This window comes from Flavobacterium sp. (genome assembly GCF_028689845.1).
Lineage (GTDB): Bacteria > Bacteroidota > Bacteroidia > Flavobacteriales > Flavobacteriaceae > Flavobacterium.
This window is the reverse complement of record NZ_JAQVCH010000017.1, coordinates 1-16992: the sequence shown is the minus strand read 5'-3', so window position 1 is coordinate 16992 and position 16992 is coordinate 1. Positions and strand designations below refer to the sequence as shown.

Below are 16992 nucleotides of genomic sequence, written 5' to 3'. Positions count from 1 at the left end.
CGCTTAAAACGGCCAAGGAGAAAAAAGAAGAAAAACGCGACAAGAAAAACAAAAGGGATTAAAAATTAATCCCTTTTGTTTTTATATTTTTTGATAAACTCTGAAATAGTTGTTCCATAAATTATATTTAAAAAAAAACTCAATAATTACGGTAAAATCTTCCCAGGATTTAAAATTCCATTCGGGTCAAAAACATATTTTAAGCGTTCCATCAATTCTAAATGCGGTTTTGAAAAGGCGATTTCCATGTAGTCCTTTTGCACATAACCAATCCCGTGTTCGCCAGATAAAGTTCCTTTTAAGGCTATAGTGAGTTCAAAAATTTCGCGAATTCCTTTTGGAACTTGAATAGCCCAATCACTCTCTGACAAATCGCCTTTGATGATATTAACATGTAAATTTCCATCGCCCGCATGGCCATAACAAACCGATTGAAAACCATATTTTTTTCCGATACTTTTGATGCCTTTCAATAATTTTGGTAATTCATAACGCGGCACAACCGTATCTTCTTCTTTGTAGACAGAATTCGATTTTACTGCTTCACCCACACTGCGACGCATTTTCCATAAGGCATTTTTCTCGTCTTCAGTATCAGCAAAAAGAATATCATCAATTTGAAATTGTTCCACAACTCCCATTATTTTTTCGGCTTCTGCCATTAAAATTTCAGGATAATTTCCGTCCACTTCAATCAACAAATGTGCTCGTACAGCCTCTTTTACTTCGATTTGAATAGTATCATTAAATTTTAAAGACCAATCAATCGCATCGCGTTCCATAAATTCTAACGCACTCGGAACTATACCTTCTCTAAAAATAGCAGAAACCGCTTCACAGGCTTGATCCGCTTCATAAAAAGGAACAAGCATGAGCACATTATGTTTTTGTTGTGGAATTAATTTCAAGACAATTTTAGTAATGATTCCCAAAGTCCCTTCGCTTCCCACCATGAACTGAGTTAAGTTATAACCTGTGGAATTTTTTAAAGTATTTGCTCCTGTCCAAATAATTTCACCCGTTGGCAAAACGACTTCTAAATTGAGCACGTAATCTTTCGTAACACCATATTTTACAGCTCTCGCTCCCCCCGCATTCTCAGCTACATTTCCTCCAATGAAACAACTTCCCATGCTACTTGGATCAACGGGATAACATAAGCCTTTTTCGGCAACTGTTTGGCGTAATACCTGCGTGATAACGCCTGGCTCAGTGATTACCTGTAAATTTTGCTCATCAAGCACTAAAATTTGATTGAACCGTTCCATTGCTAATCCGATTCCACCTTGTACAGAAAGAGCTCCGCCGCTTAATCCCGTTCTTGCACCAATTGGAACAACAGGGATTTTATGTTTATTGGCTATTTTTAAAATTTCACTAATTTCTGCAGCTGTTCTAGGTTTAACAACCACATGTGGCGGAAAATTATAATCTTCGGTTTCATCGTGACCATATTCTTTTCGTGTATCTTGATCAGTAAACACAAAAGCTTGTCCGACAATTTGTTCGAGTTGGGCTATAATAATTGGAGAAAGAGAATCGTTTTTCATTTGTAAAAAGGAATTGCTATATAGTAAAAAATAGTATTTCAAAAATAGTAATTATTTGGTTTTAAATTGAAAAGAAATATAGTATTATGAACCTATACTCCTTATAAAAACCAACTTCACTAGCCCTGATAGTAGTGAAAATTCTTTTTTAGGAAAAGGCTATTTTTTACAAGTTAAAAAAAGCGACCGAAGGAAGCTCTTTTTTGACTTAGTAAAAAAAGCATTTTACCAAAAAGATTGTAACGGATAGCAGGAAATAGCTTCTAGACCACCCTACTTTTCTTCTTTTTTAAATTGGGTAAAAACACCGCAATCATACCAATTAACGGAAGGAAAGCACAAAGTTGATAAACATATTCGATGCTCGTGTGATCAGCTAAATTTCCTAAGAGAGCCGAGCCCAAACCGCCCATTCCGAACGCAAAACCATAAAAAAGTCCAGAAACCATTCCGAGATTTTTAGGCAATAACTCTTGAGCATAAACTAAAATAGCTGGAAAAGCAGAGGACATTATCATTCCGATAACGACAGAGAGCACGCCGGTCCAAAATAAATCGACAAACGGTAAAAGTAAGGTAAATGGAGCAGCACCCAAAATGGAAAACCAAATGACATATTTTCGTCCAAATTTATCACCTAGCGGGCCGCCGATTAGAGTTCCCACCGCACAAGCAGCCAAATATAAAAACAAATGAAATTGGGCATCGCGAATGGAGAGTTGGAATTTATCCATCAAGAAAAACGTGAAATAACTCGAAATACTAGCCGAATAAAAGAACTTAGAAAATATGATAACTAATAAAACCGCTACCGAAAGATAGGTTTTTCGTTTGGATAAATCAGGTAAACTAATTTGCGTATTCTTAGTCGTTCTTAAAATCAGATGATTTTTATACCACTTTGCAATTTTGGATAAAACCACAAGAGCGACCACGGCTACTAAGACAAACCAAACAATGTAGCGTTGCGAGTTGGGCACTACTATCATAGCTACTAACAAAGGACCAATAGCCGTTCCGGCATTTCCACCCAATTGAAAAATAGACTGAGCTAAACCTCTTTTTCCGCCAGAAGCCAAGAAAGCAATTCGTGAAGCCTCGGGATGAAAAATAGAGGAACCAATGCCAACAAAAACAACAGACAGAATTAGTAACGGAAAAGAATTGGCGAACGCCAAGGCCACCATTCCGATTAGAGAAAAAGACATGCCAACCAATTGAGAATAAGGTTTTGGCCGCTTATCAGTATAAAATCCCACCAACGGTTGCAACAAAGAAGCAGCCAGTTGATAAGAAAAAGTGATTAGTCCGATTTGTGTAAACGAAAGGTTGTAATTCTCTTTTAAAATGGGATAAGAAGCTGGAATAATTGCTTGCAATAAATCATTAAGCAAATGAGCAAAAGCTATAGAAAACAGGATGGGGTAAACTGTTTTGAGCGATTCATTTTTAATTATTGTCGTTTGACTCATCTTATAAAATTTGTAAAATCCAATACCAAAAAGCAAGAGTTATAAAGGACAACGGAATGCCGATACCAATCATCATACTACTTAATTTGGGTTTTAAACCATAAGTTGATGCTAAAATTGCTCCTGTAATCATGGGAGCCATGGCTGATTCCATAATAGAAACATCCACTACGAGCCCTTCGCCATTTAAAATAAACTTATACAAAATAATAAAAAATAAAGGAGTGAGCATTAGTTTAAAAAATAAACCAAAGGCTAAAAAATTCCAGTGTTTGCTGTATTTATCAATTTTGAGTTGTAAACCAACAGAGACTAGAGCGATAGTGGTAACCGTTCCTCCTACTTTTTGAAACACCGATTGTAGAAACAAAGGAAAATCAACAGCAGTAAAATTCAAAATACAAGCTACAACAAAAGCGATAAAAGGAGGAAAAAACACTATTTTTTTGATAATCATTTTAGCTTGCACTTCTCCTTTTGAAAAAAAAGAAGCCACTGTAATACCTAAGGTAGCCATCACTACAAAAGACCCCGGTTGATCTACGATAATTGCGGTTTGCAATCCCTCTTGTCCATACAAAGCCTCAATAATTGGGAAGCCAACAAAAGACGTGTTTCCTAATCCGGTAGTAAGAATCAAACATCCTATTAACTTTTTTGACCAGCCTAGCCATTTTCCTATACTATAAAAGAAAATAAAAGATAGTGCAAAACCGAGCCAAGCCACACCCAACGGATACAACAAAGCCGAACTCACTTCAATTTTCGGAATATAATATAAAGCCAAAGCAGGCAATGAAATATAAATTACAAAATGATTGAGGGCAACGTATCCATTTTGAGGAAAGGATTTTAAAAATTGCAATCCAAATCCTAAAACAAGACAAAGAAAAACTAAAAACAGATTATCCATAAAGGGAAATAAGGGCTCAAAATTACAATTTTCTATTGATAATTATAGAGGAAAGCAAGAGAAGCTTTTTTCTTTTTTGTAACTTTACTTTTTAAATTTTACATCGTGACCAAACCCAATTCAAAACCATCCGCTTTACAGGAAAAAGAAGGAATTACGCCGCCTGATATTCTGAATTTACATTCGGTGAAAGTCATTCAACAATTCAGGAGAAAAACGCAAACTGCAGCGGAATTAGTTCGCGAAATCTTAAAAGGAAACATTACCGCATTGAGTCGTGCTATAACATTAGTGGAAAGCACCAATGCGTCTCATTTAGACAAAGCCAATGAAGTCATTCAACATTGCTTACCACATGCCAATAAATCCATACGCATCGGTATAACAGGAGTTCCGGGCGTTGGGAAAAGCACATTTATTGAAGCATTTGGTAAACATTTAACCAATTTAGGAAAAAAAGTAGCTGTTTTAGCAGTTGACCCAAGTAGCACCATTTCTAGTGGAAGTATTTTAGGCGATAAAACAAGAATGGAAGAATTAGTAAAAGATGAAAATGCCTATATTCGACCCAGTGCTTCAGGCGATACTTTGGGCGGCGTTGCCCGAAAAACCAGAGAAACTATTATTTTATGTGAAGCCGCTGGTTTTGATACCATTATTATCGAAACCGTTGGCGTCGGCCAAAGTGAAACAGCTGTACATAGTATGGTTGACTTTTTTTTGTTATTAAAAATTTCAGGAGCGGGAGATGAATTACAAGGAATTAAACGCGGTATTATGGAAATGGCAGATGCCATCGTAATAAACAAAGCCGATGGCGATAACATCAAAAAAGCTCAATTTGCCAGGGCCGAATTTAATCGAGCTTTACATCTATTTCCTGCCAAACAATCAGGTTGGCAGCCCACTGTTTCAACGTGTAGTTCGTATACAAAAGAAGGAATTGAAGCCGTGTGGAATACCATTTCAAACTATTTGGAATTGACCAAAGAAAATGGTTTTTTTGAAGAAAAACGAAAAGACCAGAATCAGTATTGGATGCTAGAAACCATCAATGAACAATTGAAAAGTCACTTTTATACACATCCTGAAATTATTTCTTTATTAGAACAAAAGAAAAAAGAAATACACAACAATGAAATTTCACCTTTTGTAGCGGCTTTAAAATTGCTCTCGACTTACTTCAAATAAATAAAATCTTATACCCTATCAAATATAATTTAATAAAAAAATGTTTTTTTATACCATAAAGGGTATTAAAAATAAAAAATATCTAAAAATGTACCTTTTTTGATATAAATTATCGATATTTTTGTATATTTGAAGCTTAAAGGGTATAACTATGCGAGAAAATCAAACTGATTTAAGTTATCACATTAAATTAAAAAGGAAGCAAAACCAACTTACACAACCAGAACTAGCTTTAAAAGCAGGCGTAGGATTGCGATTTGTACGTGATTTAGAGCAAGGAAAAAAAACCTTGCGAATGGATAAAGTAAATGATGTTTTAAAACTTTTTGGAGAGGAGCTGGGTCCCGTAGCATTAGACAGAGAAAAATTACTAAACGATGAATAGAAGTGGAAATGTATTTATGAAAAATATGTTTTGTGGCGTTGTCAGTGAAACTGATAATGGCTACCAATTTACCTATACCAATGCGTATTTAAAAAATGAAACTGCCCAGGCAGTAAGCATAACGCTACCATTACGCGAAAAAGCGTATGAAAGCAAAACTCTTTTTGCCTTTTTTGATGGATTAATTCCAGAAGGTTGGTTATTGGATATCGCAGAAAAAAATTGGAAAATAAACTATAAAGACCGAATGGGTTTGCTTCTCACGTGTTGCAAAGATTGTATAGGAGCCGTAAGCGTTCAAAAAAATGAAGAATTATAAAAAAAAATACTTAGAAAGACTGCAACAATCTACTGCGGAAGCTCAAGAACCAAGAACTTCTTATGCTAGACGCTGTTTGTATTGCTATGAACCTCTTCACGATAGTAGTTCCGATTTTCACGAAGCATGTAACAAACGTTTTTTTGGACAATTAAAGACACCACTACTGAATTATAATTTGGGAAACTTGCAGGAGTTAGCTTCAAAAATAATCCAAAGTCAGGTGGCGGTTACAGGAGTTCAGGCAAAAGTTTCGTTAAGTTTATACAGAAAAGAAGAGAAAAATTTAACCAAAAAACTCACTATCGTTGGACTTTATGGTGATTATATATTAAAACCGCCATCGGAGCATTATGAGCAGTTACCGGAATTGGAAAGTGCTACGATGCACATGGCATATGTTTGCGGAATAAATGTCGTGCCACATAGTTTAGTAAAGTTACAAGATGGAACACTTTGCTACATCACAAAACGTGTTGACAGAACCCGAAAAAGCAAACTTCGTATGGAAGACATGTGCCAACTCAGTGAGCGACTTACCGAAGACAAATACAAAGGAAGTCACGAGCAAGTTGCCAAGCTAATCTTGAAATATTCAAGTACGCCACTTTTGGATGTAAGTAATTTTTATGAGCAAGTGTTGTTTAGTTTTTTCAGCGGAAACTCGGATATGCATTTAAAGAATTTTTCTCTTTTGGAAAAAGAAGGACAAGGTTTAAGTTTATGCCCGGCTTATGATTTGGTTCCAACCACTTTAGTTAATCCAACAGACACCGAAGAATTAGCACTTACTTTAAATGCGAAAAAAAGAAGACTCAACTATGCAGACTTTTTAGCGGCCTATGAAAATGGTGGTTTAAGTAAGAAGGTTTTGGATAATACTTTGGAACTATTTTATTATTGTAAACCCGAAATGGAAACTGTTTTAGAAAAAAGTTTTGTTAGTGATGAGTATAAACAAAAATACCTAACCTTACTCCATCAACGGTATCAACGATTAAACTTAATGTAAAAGCCGATTCAAAATAAAATGAGTCGGCTTTTTTAGTAAAAAACAATTATAAAATTTATTCTTTTACAATTCTAAATTCTTTCGTTTGATTTTCTATTAGAAAACATTTAACCATATCATAATTTACTCCTCATAGCGTTCCATTTCTCTGTCGTAAAAAATTCCTGCCAATTCAATTAATTTTTCCATTTCGGTTTCGAGGTCTTTTTCATCTTCTTCCTCAATTTCTTCTAAAAATTCAACTTCGTCATCTTTTAAATTAATTAAAAAACGCGGATAGTCTAAATGAATGATAAAAATATCTTCTGGGAAATCGGTATTATCGGCTAAAACAAATTTTGGTAAATCCATGTGGGAAAAGTTATGAGTTATGAGTTGTGCGTTTTTTATTTGTATTCAAATGTACCAAATTCACTGGTTATGGTTAATTTTTTATGTTCGGAAGCCTCTACTCGACCGACAATTTGGGCATCAACATGAAATGATTTTGAAATTTCAATAATTTCCGAAGCAATTGCGGCTGGAACATATAATTCCATTCGGTGACCACAATTGAAAACTTGATACATTTCTTTCCAATCGGTTTTAGATTGCTCTTGAATCAATTGAAATAAGGGCGGAATTGGAAATAAATTATCTTTGATAATATGTAAATTATCTATAAAATGTAAAATCTTAGTTTGTGCTCCGCCACTGCAGTGTACCATGCCGTGAATTTCTTTAGGTGAAAATTTTTCTAGTATTTTTTTGATAATTGGAGCATAGGTTCTTGTGGGCGAAAGCACTAATTTCCCAGCATCAATCGGACTGTTTTTTACTTTATCGGTTAATTTTACTTGACCGGAATAAACTAAATCAGCAGGAACAGCCGCATCAAAACTTTCAGGATATTTATTGGCTAAATACTTGCCAAAAACATCGTGACGGGCAGACGTTAAGCCGTTGCTTCCCATTCCGCCATTGTATTCATTCTCATACGAGGCTTGTCCAAAAGAAGCTAATCCCACAATCACATCACCTGCTTTAATGTTGGCATTATCAATTACCTCACTTCGTTTCATTCGAGCAGTTACCGTAGAATCGACAATAATGGTTCGCACTAAATCGCCTACATCAGCCGTTTCGCCACCTGTAGAATGAATTGTGACACCAAATGATTTTAATTCTTGTATTAATTCTTCTGTTCCGTTGATGATGGCCGAAAGAACTTCGCCTGGTATGCGGTTTTTATTTCGACCAATGGTTGAGGAAAGCATGATATTATCGGTTGCACCAACACAAAGTAAATCGTCAATATTCATGATTAATGCATCTTGTGCGATGCCTTTCCAAACTGAAATATCACCGGTTTCTTTCCAATACAAATAGGCTAAAGAAGATTTTGTTCCAGCTCCATCGGCATGCATAAGCAAACAATAATCTTCATCTCCCGTTAAATAATCGGGTACAATTTTGCAAAATGCTTTGGGAAAAAGACCTTTATCGATATTTTTAATGGCTTGATGCACCTCTTCTTTTTCGGCCGAAACTCCTCGAAGAGCATAGCGTTTACTCGTATCAGAACTCATAGTTGTGTTGTTGTTTGAACTGAACATGATTCAGTTGCCAATGGTTGTGTGGCAAAGATAGGATTAATGTGAAAATGTAGCAATTTTAAATAGCCGCATACTTATTTATTTTTCAAGAATACGCAATTCAACGCGTCGATTGGCAATTCGCTCGGCTTCATTTTTTTCCGGAAGTGGATAAATGGGTCGCGAAGAGGCAAATCCTTTATACTTCATTCGTTCTGTGTCAATTCCGTTTGCGACTAAGAAATCATAAACAGTTTTGGCTCTTTTGGTAGAAATATCTTGCACTTCTAACGGATTACAGCAAATATGTCCTTGAATTTCAATCTTTAATTGTGGGTTTGCACGCATAATTTGAAGCAATTCCTCTAAAATAGGTAATGATTCGGGAAGCATCACTTCACTCATATTATAAAAATTCATTCCTTTTAAATTGAGTAATTCGCCTACTGTAGCTTTTTTCATTTTATCTGAAAAAGAAACCTCATTCAAATTGATATGATAGAAAAAAACAACTTTTCGATTTTCAGCTTGGTTGGATGAAAAATCAAATACTTCACCAAAAGGAATGATTCGAATTGAATCGCTAATTTTGATTTTGTTTTGATTGAGAATAGATTCAACAGCTTTAATTCGTCGTTCGGCTAATTTCAAATTGTAGCTTTGAGTATCCACCGTATCGCAATAGCCTTCTATTTGATATACCTCAGCAGTTGGATTTTCTTTCATCCACTGCTTTATTATACTTTTAGATTGCGAATTTGGTTCATTGTGATTAAAATCAAAAAAGAGTTCCACCTTTTCTTGAGCAAAAAGTGAGGTGCAAAAAAGGAGGAAACATAGGATTATTTTCAATTTTTGATAATTTCAATTTCAACCCGACGATTTGCAGCTCGCTCTTCTTCATTTTTTTCTGGCAAGGGATAAAGAGGTTTCGTACTTCCAAAGCCTTGGTAGGAGACACGAGCATTTTCAATTCCGTTCATTCGAAGAAAGTTGCTAATTGCTTTTGCCCTTTGGTTCGAAAGGTTAGTTCGATCGACAGCCATACAACACAAATGGCCTTGAATATCAATTGACAATTCGGGATTTTGTTGTAAAACGATGAGTAATTCATACAGTTTTCCACGACTTTCATTGACAATCGCAAAGGTATTAATTTGAAAATTTAAGTTATCCAACTTGAGTTTTTCGCCTGGTTTTGCTTCGTCAATTTGTTTCATAAAGTTAGTGTCCAATTCAAATACGGACTTTGTTCCGTTTGGATTCTGGATTTCAATTACCTCTGGAAAAATTCGGGCCGGTTTAGGTTTTTCAATTGGAATTTCTTTTTTAATTCCTAAAATCTCGTCTTCACGAACTAAATCTTTTGGAAAAATATAAAAAATCGACACTTTTCTATTTTCTGCTTTATTGACTTTATGTTGATGTAGTTCTCCAAAACTTCGGGTTTTAAAATCTTCTCTAATTTTAATTCTTCCTTCTACTAATCGATAAATAAAATCTACTCTTTTTTGAGCTAACGTATCATTGAATCCGGAAGTTCCATCTTCATCTGTAAATCCATTAATGGCAACAATTTTGACAGAAGGAAAAGTAGTCATCCATTCATTTAATTTCTGTAATTCGCTTTTTTGGAGTTCTGATTTGTTAGAATCAAAATAAAAAATCACTTCTTCTTGGGCCAAAAGCGGTTGAAGAAAAAAAAGAAAAAAAAGTATTTTTAGAACTGATTGCATGAACTCATTTTTACTACTAACGAAAATACAACAAAATAATTTCAATTGTATAAAAACAAAGTGGGATAACTTTCGTCATCCCACTCGCTTTAGTGTTAATTTGTTGGAAACTTAGTTTTTTTGTGATCAAAATCAAAAGATTTTGATGTAGTATTTTTGAACACAGAAAACTCACTGTAAAATACCACTATACTTCCACGGTTTTATATTTTAGATTTTTTAATGCGGGGGCATTGTAAGCTAAAAGGCATTGAAAACAGTCTTAAAGCACGACGAATATATAAAAATAATTTTTGAATACAAATTTTTAACATTTTAAATTTTATTTGCAATTTATAACGAAGTGCGTTTTGGACTATAAATCAAACTGTAGAAATAACCTCGTAAACCCTATTTTTAAATTCTAAAAGATTTGCAAACCTTATTTCAATGGATACCTAACATAGTAAATTCAAAATAATAACTTGCATTTTTGTGAAATCTCTAGAATATAATGAGTTAATCCCAAAAAAAGAATATTTTTGCAGAAATTTAAAAATATATGAGAAAAATTATCTCTTTATTATCCTTATCCATCTTTTCTTTTTCATTTGGACAAAGTACCGTTAAGACCATTAACGCTGGAAGCGTTGTTGCAGGAAATGGTATGATTTCTGTTGGCGAAATTTTTATTCCCTCACAAAATCAAGTAGCAAACGGAACTGGAATACTTGCAATTGTTTCACAAGTCAATCAAAATCTAACTGTTGATTCCTATGCAGTTTCAGAGGGCATTACCGTATTTCCAAATCCAACTGTTTCTACATTACATTTTTCTACCAAGGCCGATTTATTTGGAGAAAAAGTCGCAATTTTTGATATGTCTGGAAAGATGATTCGTCAACAAACGATTGAATCAAACAATTCAATTGATTTATCAACACTTACAGTTGGAACTTACCTGCTTCAATTTGAAAACAAGAATTACAACTCATTTAAAATTATAAAAAACTAAACAATACCCTTTTATGAAAAATATTTTTACACTAACCTTACTACTGTTATCAAGCATTTTGTTTTCGCAAGTTCCACAAGGAATTTCATATCAAGCCATAGCGTTAAATAGTTCAGGTAATCCAGTGGCAAATGCAACAGTTACAACCCGTTTATCTGTTTTAAACCTGACGGCTACAGGTGCTGTTTTATATGCCGAAACACATTCAAAAACAACAAACGCACAAGGGCTTTACAACTTAGTTATTGGTCAAGGATCAGTTGTATCCGGTGTTTTTAATACAATCAATTGGGGCAATAGTGCAAAGTTTTTAAAAGTGGAACTTGATATTAACGGTGGAAGCAACTATGCCTTAGTAGGTACGACACAATTGTTAACAGTGCCTTACGCATTTACAGCTAGCCAATTGGTTACTTTGCCTGGGCAAGGAATTACGTTGGTTTCTCCAAATGGAACACCTTTTCAGGTAGCAGTAAATAATAACGGAGAATTATCATTACCAACTTCAAACAATCCAAGTACTACACCAACACAACTGTATTTGTATGGTACTTTTAATAATTACAATGCTGCAACTGCCATCCAATTTGGCAATTTTTTTAGTGAATTCTTAGGCTATAAATACTTTACAGCAGGAACACAATTCAAATTTTTAGGAGCTCAAAATGAAAGTGTTGTTTATGGAGTAAGTAGTAATAGTAATTTTGGACAATTAGTACTTAATGGTCCCGCTTATACTATCCCATCAACTGGTTTTTATAAAATAACTTTAAACCAAAGTAATTACTTTGAAATTAATTCAATTAATGTAGAATTAAACCAAAACTACACCGTTAACACAACGATGCAATACAACACTGCCCAAAATTATTTTTTTGCAACATCTAATTATGGCGAAATAAAATTTAAAGTAGCTGGATTGGACTATGGCGATAATTTAGCAGACGGAACAATTGAATATGATGGAGCAACAATTATCAGCAATCAAGGAACAAACTATCAATATCGTTTATTTTTGAATTTTAATGGCTCTGGAAATTATACAAAAATTCAGCAATAGTCACTTTTTTTGAAAAAACAGATTGCTTTCTTAGCTTAAAATTACTACTAATTCAAAAGCCTCTTTCAACTAATTGAAAGAGGCTTTTTTATATATGTTTATTGAAAATTATCGTGTAAACAACAATTCTCGGTATTTTGTCATTGGCCAAACCTCATCATCTACTAGTAATTCTAATTTATCACAATGACTTCTGATGATTTCAAAATAGGGTTTTACTTTATCACAATACATTTCGGCCATTAATTGAGCATCGGTTAACGCGTTGGCTTTCTTACGCATTTCAATCATGGCTTCAACATTAGAATTGATTCCTTCGATGTGTGCTGAAATTTCTTTAATTAGTACAATTTGTTCTTTGGCAATTTTTTCAAAATCTTTTCCAAAAATTTCTTTTAAACCTCGGACATTTTCGATTAACGTATTTTGATAACGAATTGCTGTTGGAATGATATGGTTACGAGCAATATCTCCTAAAACACGCCCTTCTATTTGAATTCTTTTGGTATACTCTTCCAATTCAATTTCATAGCGAGATTCAACTTCTATATGATTCATCACTTTAACACTTTCAAACAAATCAAATGCTTTTTTAGAAATTTTTGCTTTTAAAGCAGCAGGTGTCGATTTATGATTGCTCAACCCTCTTTTTTCTGCTTCTTTTTCCCATGCTTCACTATAGCCATCGCCTTCAAAAAGAATATTTTTAGTCGATTTGATGTATTCTCTCAACACATTAAAAATCGCTTCATCTTTTTTCAAACCTTTCAAATCAATCAAAGTATCGACTTCATTTTTGAAATCTTTTAATTGTTTGGCAACGATAGAATTTAAAGTGGTCATTGCATTGGCACAATTAGCGGTTGAACCCACTGCTCTAAATTCAAATTTATTTCCTGTAAAAGCAAACGGTGACGTTCTATTTCTATCCGTATTGTCTAACATGACATCTGGTAATTTGCCAACAACGTTTAATTTTAAATCAGTTTTTTCTTCAGGAGAAAGTTTTCCTTTAGAAACACCTTCTAATTCTGCTAAAACTTTGGTTAATTGTTCACCAATAAATACCGAAATTATTGCCGGAGGAGCTTCGTTAGCACCCAATCTATGGTCGTTACTCGCTGTTGCGATACATGCTCTGATTAATTCTTCATAATCGTGAACCGCTTTAATCGTATTAATAAAAAAAGACAAATACTGTAAATTACTCATTGGTGTTTTGCCTGGACTCAAGAGGTTGACGCCCGTATCAGTTGCCAATGACCAATTGTTATGTTTACCAGAACCATTTACGCCTTTGAATGGTTTTTCATGAAAAAGCACTTTAAAATCATGACGTTCAGCTACTTTTGACATTACATCCATTAATAAGGAGTTGTGGTCAACTGCTAAATTAGTTTCTTCAAAAATGGGAGCTAATTCAAATTGGTTTGGAGCCACTTCATTGTGACGTGTTTTTACCGGAATTCCGAGCAACATACATTCTTCTTCTAATTCTCTCATATAATTTAAAGCACGAGAAGGAATTGAGCCAAAATAATGGTCGTCTAATTGTTGCCCTTTTGCGGAAGTATGACCTAATAAAGTTCGACCTGTTAACATTAAATCAGGACGAGAATTAGCCAACGAAATATCAATTAAAAAATATTCTTGTTCCCAACCTAAAGTGGCAGTTACTTTTTTTACATTTTTATCAAAGTATTTACACACTTCAGTTGCAGCTTCATCCACCGCGTTTAACGCTTTTAATAATGGGGTTTTATAATCTAATGCTTCTCCCGTGTACGAAATAAAAACGGTAGGAATACATAAAGTGGTACCAAAAATAAAAGCAGGAGAAGTAGGATCCCAAGCGGTATAACCACGAGCTTCAAATGTGTTTCTAATTCCTCCATTTGGAAATGAAGAAGCATCTGGCTCTTGCTGAACTAGTTGTCCGCCACCAAATTTTTCTACTGGGTCAGAACCATCAGGAGAAGTTTCAAAAAAGGCATCGTGCTTTTCTGCAGTTGAACCCGTTAAGGGTTGAAACCAATGCGTATAATGCGTGACTCCTTTTGACAAAGACCATTCTTTCATGCCCATGGCAATGTAATCGGCAAGTTTCCGATCTATTTTTGTGCCGTGTTGCATCGCATCTTTCACCCCTTGATAAGCATCAGGAGTTAGAAATTGCCTCATTGATTTATCATTAAATACATTAGAAGCAAAAAGATCCGACTTTCTTCCGGATTCTACAAATTTTGATGGTTTTCGTCTAGAGGCATCTTTTAAAGCTTGGAATCGCAAAGTTGACATACGCTATTATTTAGTTAAATTTTACACTTTTTTTCAGTGCAAATATAAATAAATATTAAAGTAAAAATTATTTATCCCTATTTTTTTAGGGGGTTAACCCGTAAAAAACATATTTAATCGACAAAATACCTTACTTTTCAGACAAAAATAAAATTAACCCCCTTAAAAATAAGGCCTAACTAAAAGTCATAAATACAAACAGAACATATCCAGCCACTAAAATGATACCTGCTTTGCGATCTAGAAATCCTTTTTTGGGCATTAAAACAAGAGGAACAAGAATTAGAGCAAAACCTAACATCCAAAGCATATCAAATGAAAGTAATCGGCTATCCATAAATTTAATTGGGTGAATAATAGCAGAAAGCCCAATAACTGAAAGAATATTAAAGATATTAGAACCTAGCACATTACCGATAGAAATAGCACTTTCCTTTTTAATAGCCGCAATTAAAGAAGCCGATAATTCGGGAATACTGGTTCCAATTGCCACTACGGTAACAGCAATTACTCGGTCTGAAACACCAAAAGTACTCGCTACATTCACTGCTCCTTTAATTAATAACTCAGAACCCGCATATAACGCAATTCCACCAATGACTAAAAACCAAATGATTTTATACATTTTCATAGTATCTTCTAACGGAATCTCTATTTCAGGAACACTGCTTTTTTGTGATTTAATCAAATAAACTACAAAGACAATTAATAATAAAAATAAGATAACGCCATCGATTCGGCTAATTTCACCATCATATAAAAGCATTCCATATAATAATAAGGAAGAAGCCATTACCGCTGGCCAATCGGTTTTAAAAAAAGAAACATCAACCCGCATGCTACTAATAATCATCACGACTCCTAAAATCAACCCAATATTGGCAATATTAGAACCCACCACATTCCCAATAGCAATATCAGGAAATCCAGCCATAGCAGATTTAACACTAACAATCAATTCTGGTGCAGATGTCGCAAAGGAAACAACCGTCATCCCAATGATAATTTTAGAAATATTTAATCGTAAGGACATTCCTACTGCTGATTTTAATAACCAATCTCCACCTAAAACCAAAAACACTAATCCGACAACGATAAAAAGAAAATCCATAATACTATTTTATATAGGATGCGAAATTATAAATAAGAAGACAAAAAAAAAGGTCTTTTAACAGACCTTTTTAAAATATTTTTTAGTTTACTTTATTGACTTGACGTCTTTCTCGGATAGCTTTAATTTTTGCATTACGTTTTCGTAATTAGTATAGTCCATTTTTCCACCAAACGAAGCCGGAACCAATACAATTCTGAAGGTTTGATTTTGTGTCCAAACAGGGTCTATAAAAGCAACATCAAAATCTAAAGAACTGATAAATAAATTGACATCAAATCGTGTAAAATCATAATTATATTGCAAATCGCCTTCAAACAATTGCACGGTTTGAGGCATTAAACGCCAAACTGGAGTCCCATCATTTTGAACATCCCATAAAATATAAACTAAAACCACGTCTGAAGAAAAAATTGGCGGATTAAAAGTAATCAAACTACTAAAATCATTTTGAGGCGAGAAGCTTCTTGTTACTTCAAATACTTTACTAAACGTATCATTATCGTAACCGCTATTTTCTTCGATGGTACATCCTTGCAGTGTAATCATCCCGATTAGCACTAAAATTAAGGTAATTTTTTTCATAATTATTTTTTTATTGATTCCTATTATTTTAAATAAACCAATACTTGTGCCAAAGTTATCTTTTTTGCTTTATTTGCCCTAATTTTATTTTTATTACTTTTGAGGATGGAAGAAAAAAATTATTTATTTATGGTGCTTTTGGGATGCCGACCCAAAGGACGTTTGACTGAACAGCACGATGTTTTCTTCGGAATTGCACCAAGTTTACGCCACTTAGTTCCGAGTATGAAACAATTTTGGCCAGAAGCAAAAGGTAAAATTCATATTGATGCCTGGCGAAAAATAACGCAAGTTGATGGTTTTTCAATTGAAATTAGTTCTCGCACTGAAGAGTTAACTAAAGATAACCATTTATTTTTCATTAACCTTGGCGGATATAAAGAGAATGATTTTGAAGAATACCATTATAAAGTTCTAACCATCGCAAAATCGAAATCTGAAGCCATTAAAAAAAGTAAAAAAACAACTTTCTTTAAACATTGTGGTTTTGGCGTTGCTGGAGCCTCGCACATTGATGATAAATTTGGTGTTGATGTTGACGATATTTTTAGGATTAAAGATATTTTGGCTTCCGTATTCAAAGATAAATTCAGTTTAAAGATAACAGAAACCAAATCGGTAGTTGAAGATGTATTGGAAATTGGTTATTTAAAAATAGACAAACTTAATATTGATTGTCCGTTTTTTGTCATAATCCTGTAATGCCAGCAATTACTAATCTATCGAATAGTTTTTCTTCAAAATATCTTCTATTTAACTTGTAAACAAACTCATTTAGATATAATTGAAGAT

At 34.0% G+C, this 16992-nt stretch carries 17 protein-coding genes and 1 pseudogene; 7 read left to right on the top strand and 11 right to left on the bottom strand.

Features of this window, described 5'->3' with window-relative positions; translation table 11 throughout:
* Nucleotides 1-146 precede the first annotated feature (146 nt).
* The 3 genes from PHR76_RS07990 to PHR76_RS07980 all read right to left on the bottom strand — a co-directional run bounded on the left by PHR76_RS07990 (nucleotide 147) and on the right by PHR76_RS07980 (nucleotide 3935).
* The gene (locus tag PHR76_RS07990) at nucleotides 147-1550 is read right to left on the bottom strand and encodes an FAD-linked oxidase C-terminal domain-containing protein (protein WP_300060705.1); all 1404 of its coding nucleotides are present in this window, start codon (nucleotides 1548-1550) and stop codon (nucleotides 147-149) included.
* A 263-nt stretch (nucleotides 1551-1813) separates the two neighbouring features.
* Nucleotides 1814-3022 (bottom strand): MFS transporter, encoded by a 1209-nt coding sequence (locus PHR76_RS07985; RefSeq protein ID WP_300060702.1) that lies wholly within the window; start codon nucleotides 3020-3022, stop codon nucleotides 1814-1816.
* 1 nt (nucleotide 3023) lies between these two features.
* Nucleotides 3024-3935: an AEC family transporter gene (locus PHR76_RS07980; RefSeq protein ID WP_300060699.1), complete on the bottom strand. Its 912-nt coding sequence runs from the start codon at nucleotides 3933-3935 to the stop codon at nucleotides 3024-3026.
* Between the two features lie 105 nt (nucleotides 3936-4040).
* Between PHR76_RS07980 and meaB the strand changes: the two genes are divergently transcribed.
* From meaB to PHR76_RS07960, 4 genes are all read left to right on the top strand, one after another.
* Entirely contained in the window at nucleotides 4041-5126 is a 1086-nt protein-coding gene (meaB, locus tag PHR76_RS07975; RefSeq protein ID WP_300060696.1) for a methylmalonyl Co-A mutase-associated GTPase MeaB, read from the top strand.
* Nucleotides 5127-5277: 151 nt separating this feature from the next.
* The gene (locus PHR76_RS07970) at nucleotides 5278-5511 is read left to right on the top strand and encodes a helix-turn-helix transcriptional regulator (RefSeq protein WP_300060693.1); all 234 of its coding nucleotides are present in this window, start codon (nucleotides 5278-5280) and stop codon (nucleotides 5509-5511) included.
* Nucleotides 5504-5830 carry a HipA N-terminal domain-containing protein gene (locus tag PHR76_RS07965; RefSeq protein WP_300060690.1) on the top strand — a complete coding sequence of 109 codons (327 nt, stop codon included), beginning with the start codon at nucleotides 5504-5506 and terminating at the stop codon, nucleotides 5828-5830. The genes PHR76_RS07970 and PHR76_RS07965 overlap by 8 nt, the downstream gene beginning before the upstream one ends.
* Nucleotides 5817-6842: a HipA domain-containing protein gene (locus PHR76_RS07960; RefSeq protein ID WP_300060687.1), complete on the top strand. Its 1026-nt coding sequence runs from the start codon at nucleotides 5817-5819 to the stop codon at nucleotides 6840-6842. Before PHR76_RS07965 ends, PHR76_RS07960 begins: the two co-directional genes overlap by 14 nt.
* Nucleotides 6843-6965: 123 nt before the next feature.
* Here the strand turns inward: PHR76_RS07960 and PHR76_RS07955 are convergent, their stop codons facing one another.
* The 4 genes from PHR76_RS07955 to PHR76_RS07940 all read right to left on the bottom strand — a co-directional run bounded on the left by PHR76_RS07955 (nucleotide 6966) and on the right by PHR76_RS07940 (nucleotide 10152).
* Nucleotides 6966-7193 carry a hypothetical protein gene (locus tag PHR76_RS07955; RefSeq protein WP_300060684.1) on the bottom strand — a complete coding sequence of 76 codons (228 nt, stop codon included), beginning with the start codon at nucleotides 7191-7193 and terminating at the stop codon, nucleotides 6966-6968.
* Between the two features lie 35 nt (nucleotides 7194-7228).
* Nucleotides 7229-8410, bottom strand: coding sequence for an AIR synthase related protein (locus tag PHR76_RS07950; protein ID WP_300060841.1), 1182 nt, complete (start codon nucleotides 8408-8410; stop codon nucleotides 7229-7231).
* A gap of 105 nt (nucleotides 8411-8515) precedes the next feature.
* Nucleotides 8516-9268: an OmpA family protein gene (locus tag PHR76_RS07945; protein ID WP_300060681.1), complete on the bottom strand. Its 753-nt coding sequence runs from the start codon at nucleotides 9266-9268 to the stop codon at nucleotides 8516-8518.
* Nucleotides 9265-10152: an OmpA family protein gene (locus PHR76_RS07940; protein ID WP_300060677.1), complete on the bottom strand. Its 888-nt coding sequence runs from the start codon at nucleotides 10150-10152 to the stop codon at nucleotides 9265-9267. Before PHR76_RS07940 ends, PHR76_RS07945 begins: the two co-directional genes overlap by 4 nt.
* A gap of 541 nt (nucleotides 10153-10693) precedes the next feature.
* On the opposite strand from PHR76_RS07940, the gene PHR76_RS07935 reads away from it, so the two are divergent.
* Both PHR76_RS07935 and PHR76_RS07930 read left to right on the top strand, forming a co-directional pair.
* Complete coding sequence (locus PHR76_RS07935) at nucleotides 10694-11146, top strand: T9SS type A sorting domain-containing protein (protein WP_300060674.1); 453 nt, start codon at nucleotides 10694-10696, stop codon at nucleotides 11144-11146.
* A gap of 13 nt (nucleotides 11147-11159) precedes the next feature.
* The gene (locus tag PHR76_RS07930) at nucleotides 11160-12206 is read left to right on the top strand and encodes a hypothetical protein (protein WP_300060671.1); all 1047 of its coding nucleotides are present in this window, start codon (nucleotides 11160-11162) and stop codon (nucleotides 12204-12206) included.
* A 108-nt stretch (nucleotides 12207-12314) separates the two neighbouring features.
* Here the strand turns inward: PHR76_RS07930 and PHR76_RS07925 are convergent, their stop codons facing one another.
* The 3 genes from PHR76_RS07925 to PHR76_RS07915 all read right to left on the bottom strand — a co-directional run bounded on the left by PHR76_RS07925 (nucleotide 12315) and on the right by PHR76_RS07915 (nucleotide 16200).
* On the bottom strand, nucleotides 12315-14504 hold the full coding sequence (locus PHR76_RS07925; protein ID WP_300060668.1) for a glutamine synthetase III: 2190 nt from the start codon (nucleotides 14502-14504) through the stop codon (nucleotides 12315-12317).
* 175 nt (nucleotides 14505-14679) lie between these two features.
* A complete protein-coding gene (locus tag PHR76_RS07920) occupies nucleotides 14680-15615 on the bottom strand; it encodes a calcium/sodium antiporter (RefSeq protein WP_300060665.1) in 936 nt (311 codons plus the stop codon).
* 87 nt (nucleotides 15616-15702) lie between these two features.
* The gene (locus tag PHR76_RS07915; RefSeq protein ID WP_300060662.1) at nucleotides 15703-16200 is read right to left on the bottom strand and encodes a hypothetical protein; all 498 of its coding nucleotides are present in this window, start codon (nucleotides 16198-16200) and stop codon (nucleotides 15703-15705) included.
* Between the two features lie 129 nt (nucleotides 16201-16329).
* Between PHR76_RS07915 and PHR76_RS07910 the strand changes: the two genes are divergently transcribed.
* Nucleotides 16330-16902, top strand: coding sequence for a DUF1543 domain-containing protein (locus tag PHR76_RS07910; RefSeq protein ID WP_300060659.1), 573 nt, complete (start codon nucleotides 16330-16332; stop codon nucleotides 16900-16902).
* Here PHR76_RS07910 and PHR76_RS07905 read toward each other — a convergent pair.
* Nucleotides 16889-16992, bottom strand: a pseudogene (locus PHR76_RS07905) (IS1595 family transposase); the annotation flags it as partial. The gene PHR76_RS07910 and the pseudogene PHR76_RS07905 sit on opposite strands and share 14 nt — an antisense overlap.